General features: G+C 69.9%; 16 protein-coding genes and 4 pseudogenes. 13 read left to right on the top strand and 7 right to left on the bottom strand.

All coding sequences use genetic code 11. From position 1 onward, the window contains the following. The first annotated feature begins 433 nt into the window (after nt 1-433). Nucleotides 434-1,207, top strand: a complete 774-nt coding sequence (locus ACIBJC_RS08845) for a LuxR C-terminal-related transcriptional regulator (RefSeq protein ID WP_399289678.1) — start codon at nt 434-436, stop codon at nt 1,205-1,207. A 27-nt stretch (nt 1,208-1,234) separates the two neighbouring features. Here the strand turns inward: ACIBJC_RS08845 and ACIBJC_RS08840 are convergent. From ACIBJC_RS08840 to ACIBJC_RS08830, 3 genes and pseudogenes are all read right to left on the bottom strand, one after another. Beyond that, nucleotides 1,235-1,432: pseudogene (locus tag ACIBJC_RS08840) on the bottom strand (acetylxylan esterase); the annotation flags it as partial. 134 nt (nt 1,433-1,566) lie between these two features. After that, nucleotides 1,567-2,016: a polysaccharide lyase family 8 super-sandwich domain-containing protein gene (locus ACIBJC_RS08835; RefSeq protein ID WP_399289676.1), complete on the bottom strand. Its 450-nt coding sequence runs from the start codon at nt 2,014-2,016 to the stop codon at nt 1,567-1,569. Between the two features lie 240 nt (nt 2,017-2,256). Continuing rightward, a complete protein-coding gene (locus ACIBJC_RS08830; RefSeq protein WP_399289674.1) occupies nt 2,257-3,174 on the bottom strand; it encodes a helix-turn-helix transcriptional regulator in 918 nt (305 codons plus the stop codon). Nucleotides 3,175-3,309: 135 nt separating this feature from the next. Here ACIBJC_RS08830 and ACIBJC_RS08825 point away from each other — a divergent pair, with 135 nt between their 5' ends. The 4 genes and pseudogenes from ACIBJC_RS08825 (at nt 3,310) to ACIBJC_RS08810 (ending at nt 7,047) form a co-directional block, all read left to right on the top strand. Then, nucleotides 3,310-4,551, top strand: coding sequence for an MFS transporter (locus tag ACIBJC_RS08825; RefSeq protein ID WP_399289672.1), 1,242 nt, complete (start codon nt 3,310-3,312; stop codon nt 4,549-4,551). Between the two features lie 79 nt (nt 4,552-4,630). Beyond that, nucleotides 4,631-4,834, top strand: a pseudogene (locus ACIBJC_RS08820) (SDR family NAD(P)-dependent oxidoreductase); the annotation flags it as partial. 84 nt (nt 4,835-4,918) lie between these two features. Next, nucleotides 4,919-5,464 (top strand): annotated as a pseudogene (locus ACIBJC_RS08815) (zinc-binding dehydrogenase); the annotation flags it as partial. A gap of 458 nt (nt 5,465-5,922) precedes the next feature. Next, the gene (locus tag ACIBJC_RS08810; protein WP_399289670.1) at nt 5,923-7,047 is read left to right on the top strand and encodes an alpha/beta hydrolase; all 1,125 of its coding nucleotides are present in this window, start codon (nt 5,923-5,925) and stop codon (nt 7,045-7,047) included. Nucleotides 7,048-7,439: 392 nt separating this feature from the next. On the opposite strand, the gene ACIBJC_RS08805 is transcribed toward ACIBJC_RS08810, so the two are convergent. After that, nucleotides 7,440-8,975: an aldehyde dehydrogenase family protein gene (locus ACIBJC_RS08805; protein WP_399289668.1), complete on the bottom strand. Its 1,536-nt coding sequence runs from the start codon at nt 8,973-8,975 to the stop codon at nt 7,440-7,442. Between the two features lie 300 nt (nt 8,976-9,275). Beyond that, nucleotides 9,276-10,067, bottom strand: a complete 792-nt coding sequence (locus tag ACIBJC_RS08800; RefSeq protein ID WP_399289666.1) for an SDR family NAD(P)-dependent oxidoreductase — start codon at nt 10,065-10,067, stop codon at nt 9,276-9,278. A gap of 72 nt (nt 10,068-10,139) precedes the next feature. On the opposite strand from ACIBJC_RS08800, the gene ACIBJC_RS08795 reads away from it, so the two are divergent. Then, a complete protein-coding gene (locus ACIBJC_RS08795; protein ID WP_399289664.1) occupies nt 10,140-10,595 on the top strand; it encodes a MarR family winged helix-turn-helix transcriptional regulator in 456 nt (151 codons plus the stop codon). Between the two features lie 478 nt (nt 10,596-11,073). Here the strand turns inward: ACIBJC_RS08795 and ACIBJC_RS08790 are convergent, their stop codons facing one another. Beyond that, nucleotides 11,074-12,021 carry a zinc-binding alcohol dehydrogenase family protein gene (locus ACIBJC_RS08790; protein ID WP_399289662.1) on the bottom strand — a complete coding sequence of 316 codons (948 nt, stop codon included), beginning with the start codon at nt 12,019-12,021 and terminating at the stop codon, nt 11,074-11,076. Nucleotides 12,022-12,142: 121 nt separating this feature from the next. On the opposite strand from ACIBJC_RS08790, the gene ACIBJC_RS08785 reads away from it, so the two are divergent. The 5 genes from ACIBJC_RS08785 to ACIBJC_RS08765 all read left to right on the top strand — a co-directional run bounded on the left by ACIBJC_RS08785 (nt 12,143) and on the right by ACIBJC_RS08765 (nt 16,002). Beyond that, nucleotides 12,143-12,892, top strand: a complete 750-nt coding sequence (locus tag ACIBJC_RS08785) for an SDR family oxidoreductase (RefSeq protein ID WP_399289660.1) — start codon at nt 12,143-12,145, stop codon at nt 12,890-12,892. Nucleotides 12,893-12,908: 16 nt separating this feature from the next. Next, on the top strand, nt 12,909-13,574 hold the full coding sequence (locus tag ACIBJC_RS08780; RefSeq protein WP_399289658.1) for a TetR/AcrR family transcriptional regulator: 666 nt from the start codon (nt 12,909-12,911) through the stop codon (nt 13,572-13,574). A 265-nt stretch (nt 13,575-13,839) separates the two neighbouring features. Beyond that, nucleotides 13,840-14,232, top strand: coding sequence for a nuclear transport factor 2 family protein (locus ACIBJC_RS08775; RefSeq protein WP_399289656.1), 393 nt, complete (start codon nt 13,840-13,842; stop codon nt 14,230-14,232). Between the two features lie 20 nt (nt 14,233-14,252). Further along, the gene (locus ACIBJC_RS08770) at nt 14,253-14,951 is read left to right on the top strand and encodes a type 1 glutamine amidotransferase domain-containing protein (RefSeq protein ID WP_399289654.1); all 699 of its coding nucleotides are present in this window, start codon (nt 14,253-14,255) and stop codon (nt 14,949-14,951) included. A 181-nt stretch (nt 14,952-15,132) separates the two neighbouring features. Further along, nucleotides 15,133-16,002, top strand: a complete 870-nt coding sequence (locus ACIBJC_RS08765; RefSeq protein WP_399289652.1) for a helix-turn-helix domain-containing protein — start codon at nt 15,133-15,135, stop codon at nt 16,000-16,002. Between the two features lie 515 nt (nt 16,003-16,517). Here the strand turns inward: ACIBJC_RS08765 and ACIBJC_RS08760 are convergent. Then, nucleotides 16,518-16,610, bottom strand: a pseudogene (locus ACIBJC_RS08760) (transcriptional regulator); the annotation flags it as partial. A gap of 467 nt (nt 16,611-17,077) precedes the next feature. On the opposite strand from ACIBJC_RS08760, the gene ACIBJC_RS08755 reads away from it, so the two are divergent. Together ACIBJC_RS08755 and ACIBJC_RS08750 are read left to right on the top strand one after the other, a co-directional pair. Beyond that, nucleotides 17,078-17,410 carry a carboxymuconolactone decarboxylase family protein gene (locus tag ACIBJC_RS08755; RefSeq protein ID WP_398660284.1) on the top strand — a complete coding sequence of 111 codons (333 nt, stop codon included), beginning with the start codon at nt 17,078-17,080 and terminating at the stop codon, nt 17,408-17,410. Beyond that, on the top strand, nt 17,341-17,742 hold the full coding sequence (locus tag ACIBJC_RS08750; RefSeq protein WP_399289650.1) for a cupin domain-containing protein: 402 nt from the start codon (nt 17,341-17,343) through the stop codon (nt 17,740-17,742). Before ACIBJC_RS08755 ends, ACIBJC_RS08750 begins: the two co-directional genes overlap by 70 nt. The last annotated feature ends 2 nt before the right edge of the window (nt 17,743-17,744 follow it).

Raw genomic sequence — 17,744 nt, 5'->3', positions numbered from 1 at the left:
CCGGGCCCGTATCGAGTTCTGATGCCTCGCAGTACGTCGGCCATGTGGACAGCTTCGAACAGCGGACTCTTGTCGCGGTCGGCGGAGCCGCGAGCCGAAGCACGTAACTGTCGCAAAGGAAGGCTCGTTGTCACCGACGTCGGCCGGTGACTCCCGGCCATGGCTCTCGAAGGCAGGAGCCGCTACAAGTGGCGGCAGCCTCCTGCGGCTTCGTCCTCTGGCCGATCACAGCCGTCATGGAATCGCTCTCGGAGAGGGGCGATTTTCAGACAGTCTCGCTGCACCCAGAACTTCCGGCGCAGAGTTTGCATCTGACCTCATGACCAACGCACGCAGAGCCGATGGCCTGCGGGCCGCCCCTGGCGTCGGCTGAGTCCCCATCGGTGCCGAGGCCTACCCCTCGAAGGCGGCGTGCGAAGCGTCGGAGCTTCCGATGGCTCGGGAGGTCGGGTACAACGAGGTGTGGTGCGACGCCGCCTCCGGCGCCTCCAGCACTCTGTTCCGCCGCGGCACGGAGGGCTGGTGCGTCGCCCTGGCGGTGGGGCCGTGGCTGCGCCTGCGCGACTACCGGCACCGGGTGGCCACCGAGTCGGCACGGCAGGACGAGCGGCTGGCGCTGGCCAGGGAGCTGCACGATGTCGTCGCCCATCACATCACCGGCATCGTGCTGCAGACCCAGGGCGCCCGCATCATCGGCCGCAAGCACCCCGAGAAGCTCGACGAGACCCTGGAGGGCATCGAGACGGCCGGCACCGACGCGTTGGCGGCGACGCTCCGCGTGGTCATCGTCACCACGTTCGACCTGGACGAGTACGTGTACGGCACCCTGCACGCCGGGGCGGTCGGCTTCGTACTGAAGGACGCCGGCCCCGCCCTGCTCGTCGAGGCCGTCCGCGCCGCGAGCTCCGGTGACGCCCTGATCTCCCCGTCGATCACCCTGCGCCTGCTGCGCCGGCTCGCCCCGGCCGAACCGCCGGCCACGGCCGACCCCGCGCAGCCGCTGTCCGGGCGGGAGCTGGAGGTCGTCCGGGCCATCGGACGCGGTCGCACCAATCAGGAGATCGGGGCGCAGTTGTTCATCTCGGTCAGCACCGTCAAGAGCCATCTGGCGACCATCCAGACCAAGCTCGGCATGCGCAACCGGGTCGAGGTCGCCGCATGGGCCTGGGAGAGCCGCCTCATGGACTCCCCCGAACCGCACCCCTGAAAACGCCGGCTCAGCCCCCGAAGCCGCGAAGTCGACCCCGTCGAAGGACGACAGTGTCTCCATGGCCTGCTCGACCGAGAAGCGGTGCCCGGACAGCCAGCGGGCGATCTCCGCGTACGGACCGGCGTCCGTGATCTGTGAGGCACGCCGGTGGTGGCAGAGGAACGGTACGTCCGCGACCGCATCCGCCAGATTCCCGCCGCCGTCCTGGCCCCGGTTGTCCATGATCGGGTGGGCGTGTCCCAGCGCGTTCCATGTCAGCCAGGAGTACGGGATGCCCCGGCCGCCGTTGTAGCCGATCTACTGCACGACGGCGGGCAGCGGCCCCGGCCGGCCGCGCGGCAGCAGCCGTCAGGCCTTCACCGGCTGCCCCTCCCGGCCGCGGAACGTCCCATCGAACACATCGAGGGTCGCAAGGCCGGCTTCGCCGTGGTCGTGCCAGCGTCAGGTACGGGCGGGTGACCGGGGTGTCGGTGCCGTACTTGAGGTTGATCTCCCGCCAGGTCGCGGTGCGTTCCTCCCGTACGGCCCGCACAGCGGGCCTGCCGCGGGAAGACATAGCCGCTGGTTCCCTCCAGATGCAGTCGGCGCACCGCGTCGAGCGGGGCGGACCAGCCTGGCCCGGTGGGCGCAGGTGAGCCGTCGACCAGCAGCGCGGCGCCGGGGTCGGTCAGCTTGCGGTTCTCGACGACGGTCTCGGCGGTGCCCGCGTCCGCCCCGATGCCGGAGCCGACGCAGGCGATCACGTCGTCCAGACAGAACCAGCTCTTGAACGCCCGCAGGGAACTGCCGTACGCCCGCAGCTCCATGCCGTACGCGCCGAGGGGCGTCCCGGGGAGCGCCGCGCCACCCCGCCCAGTCCGCGGTGCCGACGGAGCCCTGCCCCGCGGCGTCGGCCGGGCGTCCGGCGAGGACGGTGGTGCCAGGCAGTCGCATCCCTCGTCGCACTCGCCGTGTCCTGGATGGCCCGGCCCGACGGGGTGCCTGATCCGGTACTGCGCGCTGACAGGTACGCCGCTCGGCGCGGGTTACGGACCGCTTGCGCCTGGTCAGTGCCGTTGATCAGTCTCCGTCACGTTGGTCCTGGCAGTGTGGGTCGCCGTGGCCGCCAGGCTGGCGAGAAGCTTGAGGCGCTCTTCGGAGGTGCTGCCCGGTTCGGCGGTGTAGAGGCTCAGGTCGTGCACGGCCCGCTGGGACACGGGCAGGTCCACGGACTGGTAGGTCAGCTCCAGCTCCCCGACCTCGGGGTGCTGGAGCCGCTTGACGCCGTCGTGGCGGATCCGGACGTCGTGCACAGCCCACATGGTGCGGAAGTCCCGGCTGAGGGTGGACAGCTCGCCGATCAGATCGCGCAGGGCCCGGTCATGCGGTTCACGCCCGGCCTCGGCGCGCAGCAGCGCGACGGTGGCGGCGGCGCCAGCCTCCCAGTCGACGAAGAAGTCCTGTGAGCCGGTATCGAGGAAGTGGTAGCGGGCGAAGTTGGGACGGCCCCGCTGGCCGGTGGTGGGGCTGTCGAACATCGGCGCGTGCAGCGCCCGGCCGAGGGCGTTGTGGGCGATGACGTCCAAGCGGCCGTTGCGTACGAAGGCGGCGGACATCGTGATGGAGTCGAGCAGCCACTGAATGCGGGGCGGGGCCTCGACGTCCCTGCGGCGGGAGGGCGTGCGGCGGGCGGGCCGGGCGGCGCGGGCCAGGTCGAACAGGTAGGTGCGTTCGTCCTCGTCCATCTGCAGGGCCTGGGCGACCGCGGCAAGGACGTCCTCGGACACGCCGCTGATGTGGCCCTTCTCCAGGCGGGTGTACCACTCGGTGCTCACGCCTGCGAGCACGGCGACTTCCTCGCGCCGCAGCCCCGGGACCCGGCGCCGGGTGCTGGTGGGCAGCCCGGCCTGCTCCGGGGTGATCTTGGCTCGTCGGCTGGCGAGAAAGTCCCGGATCTCCGTGCGGTGGTCACTGTGGTCGTCCATGGCTTCCACGGTAGCCACCGGGCCCCGCTGAGGGAGGTTGAGCTTGTACCCCCCATAAACGCAACCTTCTCCACCTGTGACCAAGCCTGTTTCGTGGGATCAGCACACCGAACACCACCCCCACGGAGTTGATGCATGAGTACGCGAGGAGCAACCCTCCACGCCCCCGCCGAGACCGTACGGGCTGACACCCCCCAGCCTCCGTCCGCCCGGCTGCCGCTCGTCGTCTACGTCCTCGCGCTGGGTACGTTCCTGATGGGCACCACCGAGTTCGTCGTGGCCGGCCTGCTGCCCGAGATCGCGGGCGACCAGCAGGTCAGCGTCGCCCAGAGCGGCCTGATGATCACCGTCTTCGCTGTCGGGATGATCGTCGGCGCGCCGCTGATGGCGATGCTCACTCTGCGGTTGCCCAAGCGCCTGACGCTGATGCTCGCCCTGGGCGTCTTCGCCGCCGGGCACGTCATCGTCGCCCTCAGCTCGAACTTCACCCTGGTCCTGGCGGCACGGTTCCTGACCGCGATCGCCACCGGCGCCTTCTGGGCGGTGGCCAATGTGGCCGCTACACGCGCCGCGGGCTTTGCCGCCAGTTCCCGCGCCCTCGGTCTGGTCGGCGCCGGCGCCATGCTCGCCAACGTCGTCGGCGTGCCGCTGGGCGCGTTCGCCGGGCAGCTCATGGGCTGGCGCGGACCCTTCTGGGCGCTTGCGGCCCTCTCCGCGGCGGCCATCGTCCTGATCGCCCGCACCATCCCCCACGACGGTGGCGACCAGCAGGCGGTGTCGATCCGCTCCGAGCTGACCGCTCTGCGCTCCGGCCGCCTGTGGCTGGTGCTGGCGGCCTGCGCCACCACGACCGGCGGTGTCCTGGCGGCGTACTCCTACATCTCGCCGCTGCTGACCGGCCGGTCGGGCATCGCGTCCGGGATCGTGCCGCTGGTCCTGGTCGGCTTCGGCCTCGGTGCCCTGGCCGGCTCGCTCGTCGGAGGCCGCCTGGGCGACCACCGCCCGCACACGGTGACCATCACGGCCGCCGTGGGAGCAACCCTCCTGCTGCTGGCGATCTCCCTGCTGGCCGGCTACGCCGTGCCCACCATCATTCTGGTCGCCCTGCTGGGCTTCTTCGGGCTGGGCGCCAACCCGGTGCTGATGGCCTTGGCCGTCCGGTTCGCACGCCAGGCGCCCGTGCTGGCCTCCGCCCTGACTGTCTCGGCCTTCAACCTCGGCACCGCCATCGGCTCCTGGATCGCCGGCCTCACCCTCGACACCTCGCTCGGGACCATCGGCCCCGCCGTGGTCGGCACCGTGATCGCCGCCCTCACTGTGATTCCCACCCTCACCATCGCGCTCCTCCAGCGCCGCCGCACGGCGGCACCCGCCTAAACGGCCATCGCGCACCCCAAACGGAAATGAGGAACGAAAAGGGCACGCCTCGACAACGCGGTCACGGTCGTCACAGGCAGCCCTTCGCCTGGCCGCAGAAGGATCGCGCGTAGGAGTGACCGACCTGGACGCCTCCTCGCTGGAGGAGACCGCGGCCCTCGTTCGGGAAGCCGGCGGTGAGGCCATCGCGGTGGCCGGCGACATCGTTGACGAGCAGACCATTGACGCGCTGACCACCCAGTTCCTCAACGCGTACGGGAAGGTGGACGGCCTGGTGATCGACACCCAGATGACAGCCGAGCACCAGAAGAGCTTCGCCGGCCCCAGGAAGCCATCAACGCGCTCGCCGGACGGCAGATGCTCAAGCGTCAACGAGCGCACCCGCGTCACCGTGATCGGCGACGGCGCGGTCGGCCTGCTCGCGGTGCTCTCGGCCAAGCTCTTGGGCGCCGAGCAGATCATCCTCATGGGACGCCACCAGGAGCGCACCGACCTCGGCCGCGAGTTCGGCGCCACCGACGTCGTCGCCGCCCGCGGCGAGGAAGGTATCGAGCAGGTCCGTCAGCTCACCGGCGGCCACGGCACACACGTCGTCCTGGAGGCCGTCGGTCACATACCGGCCTACGAACAGGCCCTCGGTGTCGTACGCCCCGGCGGTGTCATCAGCCGCGTCGGCGTTCCCCAGTACGACGAGGCGCAGGTGGGCTTCGGCAGCCTCTTCGGCCGGAACATCCGGCCGGCCGGCGGCCCCGCACCGGTGCGCGCCCATATCGAGGAACTGATGCCCGCCGTCCTCGACGGCCGCATCGAGCCTGGAAAGGTCTTCGACGCCACCACCGACCTCGACGGCGTCCCGGCCGGGTACCAGGACATGGCCGACCGTAAGAGCCTCAAGGTCCTGGTCAAGCCCTGACGGGGCTCCGCTTGGCCGCGTCGGCACACGAGCGGGGCCTGGTCCCGTTCGACAAGCTTGAGGAACACTTCACGCATCCCACCCGACGTTCCGGACGCGTTGGGTGGGATGCAGCCGCGGGCGTACCTCCCCGCGAGGGAAGCGGTTGATGCCCAGTGCACGCGGAAGGCCGCGTTGACCGGCCGGTGGTAGTAGTCGCGGGCGAGACGCCGCTTCAGCATGAGGGTATGCCGTTGATCTCCCCGATCGCCCGCCGTTTCGGTCGCGGGACGGAAGCCCTTGCCGTGGTCCGGGTTACGGCGGACTGCCACGCGGAGTTGGGGGGTTGAGCTTGTACCCCCCACAAACCCGACCTGCCGCCCCTGGCGCAGAAGCGGTCTCCTGGAACTGCGCCACGGTCACGACACGACCGGCCGTCGCGCCCTTTCCCTCCGCTGATCGAATATGAGGTCCACTCCATGGAACGTCGCAAAGCGCTCGGACTGATCGCCGGTGGCGGCGCCGCCGCCGCGTCCTTCACTGCTCTGCCAGCCTTCGGTGAGGAGACCGGCCGTGCCGCGGGCGCCGCAGGACAGGGCAAGGCCACGGCCAAGGGCGGCTACACCTTCGCGCTGGACAAGGACGTCCGGCGGACCTCGGTACGGTTCGAGAACCGCTACGGCATCGAGGTCGCCGCAGATCTGTACGTGCCGAAGAACGCCGGGCGCAAGGTGCCCGCCCTGGTGGTCAGCGGCCCGTTCGGCGCGGTCAAGGAGCAGTCCTCGGGGCTTTACGCCAACGAGTTCGCCCGTCGTGGTTACGTCGCCCTCGCCTTCGACCCCTCCTTCACCGGGGAGAGCGGTGGCACGGTGCGCGACGTGGCCTCGCCCGACATCTGCACCGAGGACTACAGCGCCGCGGTCGACTTCCTCGGCCTGCAGAAGATCGTCGACCGCGAGCGGATCGGCGCGCAGGCCATCTGCGGCCTGAGCGGTATGGCGCTCACCGCGGCGGCGGCGGACAGCCGTATCAAGGCCGTCGCCACCGCCTCGATGTACGACATGGCGCGCAGCATGTCCCGCGGCCACGAGGACTACTACACGCCTGAGCAGCGCCAGAAGGTCGTGGACCACCTCAGCCGGCAGCGCTGGATCGACGCCGAGAGGGGCACCTACGCCCGGCTCTCCCACGAGGTCCCCTTCGACGAGCACGGCAACGTCGCCCCCTCGAACCGCGTCCTGCCCAAGACCCTCCCGGCGGACGCCGACCCGATCACGAAGATCTTCTTCGACTACTACCGCACCGCGCGCGGCTACCACCCGCGCTCGATCAACTCCACCACCGCGTGGACCGGCACCACGCCGATGTCGTTCTTCGCCTTCCCGCTGATGACGAACATCGACATGTTGGCGCCCCGCAAGGCCCTCCTGGTGGCCGGCGCCGACGCGCACTCCCGCTACTACTCCGAGGACGTCCAGGCCAAGGCTCCCGACAGCGTCGACCTCCTGATCGTCCCGGGCGCGGACCACGTCGACCTGTACGACCGCAAGGACCTCATCCCCTTCGACAAGCTCGACGAGTTCTTCACCAAGAACCTCGCCTGACCCGAAGTACCCCCGGCAGGCCGGTACCGCCACCGGCCTGCCGGGAAGCCCACACGGCGGAAGCGACCTCTCGTGGGGTAGCTGACCAGAGGGCCGACGGTTTGTCGTCGGCCCTCTTTCGTTTCGTGGTTCCGGGCGCGCCGGATGCGGCACGACTCGGTTCGATGTCAAAACGACTGGGTTCGATGCCAACGGACAGTCAGGCGTCGAGGTTCAGGCGAAGTGGCGGGGGTCCCGCCTGACAGGAGTCGGCGCTGCCTTGGGCCCGGCATCCTCCGATGTCCGGTCCAGCGCTCCGTACCATCGCCAGGCGGCCGCGTGCCCGGCGGCCATCCATCGCTCACCGCTCGCCGGGCTCGGCCCGGAACGTCCGTCGGCGCCCGTGAGTTGAATCAGTCCGACTTCTCGCCGCTCTCCGCCAGGATCCTGTTACGGGCGCCGGCGAGGGCTCCCGCCATAGCCCCCTGTGGCCTGCCGAAGGTCGAGGCGGAGAACCGGGCGGGGCCGGTCTTGGCGGTGAAGGAGTGCGCGTAGGCGAACTCCCGCAGTCCCTCCTCCCCCTGCTTGCGCCCGTAACCGCTGTCGCCCCGACCGCCGAACGGCACGGCGGGGTTCATGGAGAACACCAGTGCATCGTTGATGCTGGTCATTCCCACGCGGAGGCGACGGGCGATGGCTTCGCCGCGGTCGCGGCTGAAGACGGCGCTGCCCAGCCCGTACCGGCCGGCGTTGATGTGAGCGACGGCCTCATCGGCGTCGGCGACCTTGATGACCGCCAGCGTCGGCCCGAACGTCTCCTCTGTCGCCGCGAGGGCGTCGGGGGCCACTCCGACCAGGATGGTGGGCGCGGCATAGCGGTCGCCCACCGCGTCGAGGCCGCCGACGGTGGCTGTCGCGCCGCGCTCCAGAGCATCCTGGATGTGTTCCCGGATGATCGAGGTCTGGCTCGGCAGGGGAACCGGCCCGATCTCCGCATCCTCGTCGCTGCCGACGCGTATCTGCCCGGCGAGCTCACTGATCTTCTGGACGAATGCGTCGTGCACCGATTCGACGACGTAGGCCACTTCGAGACTGATGCAACCGTGTCCGGTGTTCTGCATGGCGCCCCACACGATGTGAGCGGCGGCTTCGTCCAGGTCGGCGTCCTCGGCGACGATGACGCCGTCCTTGCCGCCGAGTTCCAGCAGAACGGGGGTCAGGGTCCGAGCGCATTGGGCTGCCACCGTCCGGCCTGTGGCGACGCTGCCCGTGAACGCGAGCTTGTCGGGGCCGGCCTCGATGAGCGCCTGCCCCGTGGCCCCGTATCCGTTCAGGTTCTGCAGGACGGCCGGCAGTTCCGGAACGGCACGCTGCCAGGTTCGGATGAGCCATTCGGCGACGCCGGGCGTGATCTGGCTGGGCTTGAGGACGACGGCGTTCCCGGCCGCGAGCGCGTCGGCGAGGATGGCCGCGGGAGTGAGCAGGGGAAAGTTCCACGGGCCTATGACGCCGATCACGCCGTAGGGCTGGTACTCGACCCACGCACGCTGGTTGGGCGTGGTGGGGCCGGCCGGAACGTCCCTGCGTCCCAGAACGCGCTCGGCGTTGTCAGCGGCGTACTGGAGGTGCTCGAGAGTCCCGAGCACCTCCACGCGGGCATCGTCGAGGGGCTTGCCGTTCTCGGCGTGAATGAGTGCGGCGCCCTCTTCACCGCTCGACGCTATCTGCCGTCGCCACGCGCGCAGCCGCTCCGCACGGCCCTCGAAGCCGAGGTCCCACCAGGCCCCGGTGACCGAGCGTGCGGCTGCGACGGCCGCGGCCGCCTCGTCCTTGCCGGCCACGGGGTATCGCGCGAACTCGGCTCCGGTGGCCTGGTCGATGGTGACGATCTCGGTCGCGTCGTGTCCGATGACGCCGTCACGTGTGATCGTCGGAATGTTGTCGGTCATAGGTCTTCCCTAACTTTCTTCCGCCCGCCCGAACTTCCGCCCGCCCGAATGAGACGCACCGTGGGTGAGGACAGTGGCGGAGGTGGTCTTCGGCACGAGGGGCCGCTGGAGGGCCGTCGGCGCGTGCCGACGTGGAGGACTGCATGGTCGAGGTCGTTGGGAGCGTGTGCCGTGCGAGACGTTCGGCAGTTGGGCAAGGGTGGCCGAGGATCGGGAAGCGCCCTCGACGGATGGGCGTGGCGCAGCCTTGGGAGGGCGACCCGTGGCCGGGTCGGGGACAGCGCCGAGAGGCGCAAGCTGCTACGCGTGCGGGCCGCGGTAGCGAGTTGCGGGGGTGGGCTGGTTGCCGCCGGTGAGCAGAGCGGACTCCGCGGCCAGCAGGGCGTCAAGGGCTGCGGCCTGGTCCTCCAGACCTGGTGCGCACACGGTCTCCCCCAGGCGCAGGCCGGTAAGGCTGGCCGAGGCCACGTCCTGCGGGGTCATCGCCCAGGGGATGTCGTGGCCGACGCCTTCGTTCCACTCCGTGGCCACGACGCCGGGCAGCAGCAGCTGCGTACGGAGGGGCGTGTCGGCGAGCTCACCTGCGAGGGTCCGGGTGAAGGCGACGGTGGCGGCCTTCGCCGCCGCGTAGAGAGTGCGTCGGGGTGCGCGGGGATCGTTGAGGCCCCCGCTGAAGGCCAGCAGCGAGGCCACCGTGATGATCGCGCCTTCTCCGGCGGCGAGCATTCCGGGAAGCGCGGCGCGGACCAGCTGAACGGGGGCCACGGCGTTGAGGGTGAGCAGGCGGTCGATGTCGGCGGGGTCGACGTCGACGAGCGGGGCGTAGCCGCCGGCGCCGGCGTTGCTGACCAGCAGGCGCACGTCCCCCGCGGCGAGGCGGCCGGCGACAGCGGCGATGCCCTCGTGGGTGCCGAGATCGGCGGGCAGCACCTCCACGGCTGCGCCCCGGGCGCGAAGTTCCCCGGCGAAGCCGTCGAGCCGGTCCGCGCGGCGCGCCACCAGGACGAGGTCGTGGTCGTCCGCAAGGAGACGGGCGAATTCGGCGCCGATGCCTGAGGAAGCGCCGGTAATGAGAGCGACAGCACGAGTCATGCCCCGAGCATGCCTCAAGCGTTAGCCAACTGTCAAATGCTTGATACTTATGAAGTGTCGTATCCTTGGCGAGTGATACGTGATGAGGAGGAGCCGGTCGGGCTCGGCGCGCTCGACCGGGTGACCTGGGCACTGCGCCGTGCGGAACTGGCGGTGCAGACACTCAAGGAACAGCGGCTGCGCCCGCTGGGCATGGCCGCCGCGCACTACACCCTGCTGATGTCGGTGCACAGCGAACCAGGTCTGGCCGGCGCCGAGTTGGCCCGCCGCCTCAACGTGACCCCCCAGGCCGTCGCCTCGCTTGTGGCACGTCTGGAAGGCCGTGGGCAGCTGGAGAGGCGCGAGCATCCGCGACACCGCCACGTACAGGAGCTGCACCTCACCGATGCCGGACGAGAAGCGCTGCGCGCCGCCGACCAGGTGATCGCCGACATAGAGCGTCACATCACCGAGGGCCTGGGACGGGACCAGATCGCACAGCTACGGACGCTGCTCGACCAGGTGAGCAAGACGGTGCGCAACGCCTGAGCCCGTCGGCCGGTCAAGGACGCGCTTGCGCGTCGGCGGCCTCGGCACGGCGCACGCCGCCCTCTCCCCCGGCGGTCTCGGCGCATCGTATGCCGCCGTCGGCGAGGTTCCAGCCGACGGCGGCACCGCTCGGCCCGCAGCGAAAGCAGCGACCACTCGATCGAGGACCAGTCCACCGCCCCCGCCCCAAGGTCGACATCAGCACGACGATCTCCTCCACGCCCGGTCGGTCCCTGCAGGGCGGCACGGATCCTGAACGGCGCGCCCTGCCGCCTGGGGCAGGTGGGTGTCGCAGCTTCCAGCGGTCCCCACCACCGCGAGCAAGGGGGCAGAGCTTCTTCGCCCTCCGCTTCCGCCTCGGACACCCCCTCCTCTCTTCTCACTGCGTCATGACGTCACGGGTACACCAGCGTCAGGACTCGTGCGCCGGCCGGCCACAGGCATCCGAACGGAGTTGCCGGTGCGGTCAGGGGCCGGGTCACGGGACGAGGACGATCTTCCCCGTCGTATGCCCGGTCATGATCTGCCGATGCGCGGCGGCGGCTTCGCGCAGCGGATGACTGGCGGCGATCTGGACGTGCAGTCGCCCGGCTCTCGCGGCTTCGGTGAGCTGCAGGCGCGCGGCAACGCGAACTTCTGTGCCGGGGTCCGCGTTGGGACCGCCGCCCAGGAGCTTGATGCCGGCTTGAGCCCCGCGTTCGAACGCCGCGACGGTCGCGATGCGGGACCGGTCCGCCACCAGCTCCACCGAGACGTCCACCGCCTCGTCGGTGCCCACCAGGTCGGCAGCCGCGTGGACTCCCTGCGGTGCTGCCGCGCGCACCCGGTCCGCCAGGCCCGGCCCGTACGCGATCGGAATCGCCCCCAGGTCGCGCAGTACGTCGTGCTTGGCCGGGCTCGCCGTTCCCAGCACCCTGGCTCCGCGCTCGACGGCCAGTTGCACGGCCATCAGGCCGACGCCACCCGCCGCGCCGTGGATCAGCACCGAGTCGCTCTCGCGCAGGCCGATCGCTTCGAGGACGTGCACAGCGGTGACGCCCGCGACCATCAGTCCTCCGGCCTGCTCCCAGGAGAGAGCGGTGGGCTTGGGCACCACCGACGAGGCCGGGACGACGAGTTCGGCGGCGTACGCGCCGGGCGCTCGGTACGCGATCACCTCGTCGCCGATCCGGATCGGACCGGCGGGGCCGGTCGCGTCGGCGCCGACAGCGGTCACCACACCTGCCGCTTCGGCACCGAGCCGCATCGGCAGGTTCGCCTGATCGGTTCCGAAGGCACCGCTGTACATCTTGTGGTCGAAAGGGTTGACGCCGGCGGCGCGGACCTCGATGCGCACCTGACCCGGCCCGGGCTCCGCTACGGCGACATCGGTCACCGACAGCACCTCGGGACCACCGTAAGCACGCGCTACTACTGCTTCGCTCATGTCAGGGGACAACGCGGTGCCGGAAGGCCCGATTCCCCATCGCGGTGACTTTTTTGAGCGGAGCGCTCCGCTCCGATAAGCTGGCAGCCGATCACCCGACGCGGAAGGACACATGAACGCCATGACCAAGCCCACGGCCCTGGTGACCGGCGGCAGCCGGGGAATCGGCGCTGCCACGTCACGGGAACTGGCGGCTCGCGGCTACCGCGTAGCCGTCAACTACTTCTCCCGCCACGAGTCCGCCGACCAGGTGGTCAAGCTCATCGAGGCCGACGGCGGGGAAGCCTTCGCCGTACAGGCCGACGTGTACGACCCCACCCAGGCTGCCGAACTGCTGGAGCGCTCCGCGGTCGACGGGCGCTTGGACGTTCTTGTGTGCAACGCCGGCGCCCGCTTCATTCCCACCCCGGTTCAAGCCCTCGCCTGGGACGACTTCAGGACGAAGGTGACGGACGAACTGGCATCCGTCTACACGCTCACCCAACAGACACTGGAGCTCATGGGCGCCCAAGGGCAGGGCCGGATCGTGTATGTCTCCAGCGCCGTGGCCGATGGTCCGCCTGCGCCGGGCATGGCCGCCCACGGCACCGCCAAGGCCGCCCTGAACACCTTCGCGCGCTTCGTCGCCTACGAGGCCGGTCCGCTCGGTGTCAACGTCAACGTCGTGGCACCCGGCTACGTACGCACCGAGAGCAGCGCGCGCATGCCGCAGGAGTTCCAGAGGCGGCTGGCGAACGACACGCCCCTGGGGCGTGTCGCGGAGCCGGAGGACGTGGCTCGGGTGATCACGATGCTCGTCGGCGAGGAGGCCGCCTTCGTCACCGGCGAGGTGCTCACCGTCGACGGTGGGTACGGCGTGGCACGCCGGTAGGGGAAAATACCTGTCCATGAGTGACACGCAGACCGGCAGACCGCGCGGCCGCCGGCGGGAGGCGGACCGCAACGACGTCCGCCTCATGCAGGCTGCGCGCGAAGTCTTCGCCGAGCTCGGCTGGGACGCCCCCGTCTCGGAGATCGCCCGCCGGGCCGGCATCGGCATGGGCAGCCTCTACCGCCGCTATCCCAGCAAGGAACTGCTGGCCCAGCGGATGCGCATCATGGGGATGGAACAGCTCGTCACCCAGGCCCGCACCGCCCTCGCCGAGGAGCCCGACGCGTGGACGGCCTTCGCCCGCTTCCTGCGGAACGCGCTCTCGGCCCAGGGTGCAGTCGGTCCGCTGCTCCCGCTGGTGGGCGGCCGGCTGCCGGCCAGCGACGAGATCGTGGCCGCCTCCAGCCGGCTCCGGGCCGCCCTCGACGACCTGGTGGACGGCGCCCACCGCGCAGGCGAACTGCGCGCCGACTTCACCTCCGCCGACGTCCCCTTGCTGCTCGAACACCTCACCGCGCGGATCCCCGTCACCGACGAACGCGCCACCACGCTCCACCTGCGGTACCTGGACCTGATCCTCGCCGGACTGCGCACGTCGACCACCGACGGGCCCACCGCGTTGCAGAGCCCGGCTCCGGACTGGGCAGAACTCAGCGAGCTGTGGAACGCCTCCGAGGGCTGAGCCCTGCGCTCCCATAATGAATGCAGCACCCATGCTTTTGCTTCGCCGCTCTGTGCTTTTGATTCGCCGCTCTGCGCTATTTCCTTCTCGCCGATGGATCAACCGGATCCCCGGTAAACGGCGTCCCGGGGAAAATTCCTTCCCCCTCACACCGCGCCCTTCCGATGCAATGCTTGATCACGCGGCGAGCACGACATGCGACAAGCCGCGTGACCATGTGCCGTTTCAGGGCATCCATCCGATGCGCCTCCGCAAGGAGAGAACCATGTCCGACTCCCCGAACATCGCCCTCATCCGCCGGCTCTACGAATCCGGAATGTCCCCGGAAGCAACCGTCGAGATCATGGCGCCGGACCTCGTCTGGGACATCACCCCGGGCTTTCCTGGCAGCGGCGTGTACCACGGCTGGGACAGTGTGGCGAAGGACTTCTTCGGCGGGATGATGCCGAACTACGAGTCCTTCGGCGCGGTGCATGAGGAATTCTACGCGGACGGCCGAGGACACGTCTTCGTGTACGGGCATTACCACGCCGAGACGAAGACCGGGAACAAGGCCGACGTCCGCTTCATCCACCTGTGGACCATCCGCGACGGCAAGGCCGTACGGATGCAGCAGGCCGCCGACAGCCACGTCCTTCAGGAAGCCCTCAAGGGCTGACCGAGCACCGGGAGACCCTCATGGCGAAGATCCTCTTCGTGATCACCGCGTCCGACCGCTGGACGCTGGCCGACGGAACCCGGCAGCCCGCCGGCTTCTGGGCCGAAGAAGCGCTCGGCCCCTACGGGGTCTTCAAGGAGGCCGGGTACGAGATCGCCGCCGCCACGCCCGCAGGCGTGGTGCCCACGGCGGACGCGCTCAGCCTCAGCCCGGAGTTCAACGGCGGCGAGGAAGGCGCCGAGCGCATACGGACCGCGCTGCGCGAGGCCACCGAGCTGGCGCATCCGATGCGCATCGAGGACGTGAACGTCGACGATTACGTCGCCGTGTTCTACCCCGGCGGCTGGGGCCCGATGGAGGACCTGCCCGACGACGCCGCGTCCGGCAAGCTGCTCACCGAATGGCTCGCCTCGGGCAAGCCGGTGTCCCTGGTGTGCCACGGCCCGGCGGCGCTGCTGGCCACCATCGGTCCGGACGGGACGTCCCCGTTCGCCGGCTACCGCCTGACCGGCCTCTCCAACGCCGAGGAGAAGCAGAACGGTCTCGCGGACCGCGCGAAGTGGCTGCTGCAGGACCGCCTCGTGGGCGAGCTCAAGGCGGACTACCGCGAGGCCGAGCCGTTCACCCCGCACGTCGAGGTCGACCGCACCCTGTTCACCGGGCAGAACCCTGGCTCGGCGGTTGCCCTTGCCCAGGAGCTGCTCAAGGCACTGAGCTGACGTCGCAGCGGCGCGCTCACTCGGCGGCCAGGTCGCGCTCAGCGGGCGCGACCTGGCCGCCGAGTCTCGTCACCTGCGGACACAGGCATGGAGACGCATGATCTTCTCAGGCTGGTCGAGCGCAACGTAGGAAGAATCCTTCCCCCTCACAACGCCTGACCTCTGTGCGACGCTGGAGATCATGAACCACAACCCGCACCTGAACGAGCTGGGTGAGTTCCTCAAAGCCCGCCGTGCCGAGCTCAGCCCCGAGGAGGTCGGATTGCGTGGCGGCCAACGGCGGCGTGTGCGCGGTCTGCGCCGCGAGGAAGTGGCCCTGCTGGCCGCGATCAGCACCGAGTACTACGCGCGGATCGAGCAGGGACGTCTCCAGGCGTCGGGTCCTCTGCTTAACGAGATCGCCCAGGCGCTCCGCCTCAACGAGGACCAGCACGTCTACATGTTCGGGCTCGCGGCGAAGGAAACGGTGCGCACGACCGGGGCAGGCGAGCGCCAACAGGTGGACGCTCAACTGCGGCGCATGCTGGACGACCTCACCGCGACTCCGGCGTTCGTGATCGGCCGGCGGACCGACATCCTGGCCTGGAACCAGCTCGCTGCCGCCCTGTGGACCGATTTCGGGCGCTACCCGGAGCAGGAGCGCGTGTTCGTCCGGCTGCTGCTCACCGAACCCTGGATGCGCGAGCTGTACGCGGACTGGGAAGAGGTCACCCGCCTGGCCATCGCCCAGCTGCGCATGGAGAGTGCGCGCTACCCCGGCGACCGGCGCCTTACCGATCTGGTCGAGGAACTCTCCGCCCGCGACGCACAGTTCCGGCAGTGGTGGAACGAGCACGACGTCGCCACGCGGGGCAGGGGCACCAAGAAACTTCGACATGCGGCGGTCGGGGAGCTGACCCTCGACTGGGACACGCTCACCTGCGCCACGGATCCCGAGCAGCACATCATCGTGTGGACCGCAGCACCCGGTTCCCCTTCGTACGACGGATTGCGTCTGCTGGCGTCCTGGGCAGCGGACCAGAACCGGACGGCGTCCGGCTCCTTCGGGTGAGCCCTTTCCCGAAATGACCGTGGTCGGATTCCAGGGGAGAGTCCTTCCCCTGGTCAGGGCCTGCCCGTGCGGGAGGCTTCCCCTGCACTGGTCATGCGAAGTGGGTCAAGGAACTGGGTGCCGACGTCGTGCTCCGTCGTGGCACCGAGTACCCGGGCCGGGTACGCGCGAAAGTTCCCGACGCGTCGATGGGCTCCTCGCCCGTGCGCTGCTCGGCGCTCCCACCGCTCGGACTGTCCGGAGCGGCGACCGCGTGGTGACGCTGCGCGGCTTCGACTGCCCGGCGAACGAGACGTCGGCTCCGAGCCGGTCGTCGTGTCCCGCTGCGCACGTCAGCGCGCCAGGCTCGACCGGCTCCGGCCGCAGGTGGAGGAGGGCGGGATCACCCTCAGGGCCGCGGAGACGTTTCCGGCGGAACGGGTCGCCGAGGCCCCTCGGCTGCTGACAGTCGGCGGCGCGGCACGCAGTCTCCCTGTGCAGCCGGCCCGAACAGGTGGTCTCGCTCAGCATCGTCAAGATTCGGGCATCCCCACGGTGCGCGGGCTCAACTCGGCCCGGCGCTCCTTGAGGAATTCTCCCAGCTCGTTCAGATGCGCGTCGCTGGTCATGCCGACCAGTCTCGCACCGCCCTGTCCTGGCAAGGGGGGAAGGATTCTTCCCTGGATAAGCCTTGCCCGGGGTGGAATTCTTCCCCTTGCGGGCTCACGCGACGGTGGCAGGGTGGAAGACGTGGTTGGCGAGCGCGGTCGACCCGCGGAATGGGCTCACCCGAACAGGCGGGCCGGCAGACGCTGGGCCAGGAATTGCATGGCGAATATCACTCATATTCCGTATTTCCGCGTGGCTTGCGAAGGAGGCGAGCGACAGTGAGGACCGACGCATGTGCCCCGGTAGCCTCCCCGCCTGCCCGTGCCGGTCAGCCATTGCCCAGGACGGTGATCGTCCACCCGCGGGACGGCGACCGCTTCGGCGTTCTCAGCTCGCTGACGTTCTTCGGCAAGCACCTGCACGTGAAACAACTCCCGGCCGCAGGCCGGGCAACCCAAATCCCTGAACACGCAAGGAGCACCACCCCATGACCGAACGGAAGAGGTTCGCACCGCCGGCGATCCAGGAATTCGCCCCGAAGCTCGCCGAGGTGACCGACACGGTCCTGTTCGGCGACATCTGGGAACGACCGGGCCTGTCCCCGCGCGACCGCAGCCTGGTCACCGTCACCGCTCTGGCCGCCTTGTACCGCAACGACCAGCTCGGCTTCCACCTCGGCAAGGCGCTGGAAAACGGCGTGACCAAGGACGAGCTGGTCGAGGCCCTCACCCATCTGGCCTTCTATGCCGGATGGCCCAACGCCATGACCGCGGTGACCCAGCTCAAGGCGATCGTGGAAGAGTCGGAGCAATCGGGCTGAAGTACCACCCCACCCAGGGAAAGACACCTGGCGCCCGCACCGCCTGGCACTCCCACGGCCTGGGCCAGACCCTCTACATCGTCGAGGGCGTCGCGCTGGTGCAGTCCCGTGGTGGCGACATCATCGAGGCCCACCCCAGCGACGTCATCCACACGCCCCCGGGTGGGCAGCACTGGCACGGTGCCGCGCCCGACCAGTTCATGACCCACCTCGCGCGGTGGGAGACGGACGATGCCACCTGGCTCGAGCACGTCTCGGACGACGAGTACAACGGCCCGCGCGCCGACGCCCGCACCCGCTCCTGGCATCACGCCACACCCGACACGACCTGAGA

Origin of the sequence: Streptomyces sp. NPDC050509 (assembly GCF_044457965.1) — a bacterium.
GTDB lineage: Bacteria > Actinomycetota > Actinomycetes > Streptomycetales > Streptomycetaceae > Streptomyces.
Note: the sequence above shows the minus strand (reverse complement) of the source record. Positions and strands in the feature narration are given on the sequence as shown.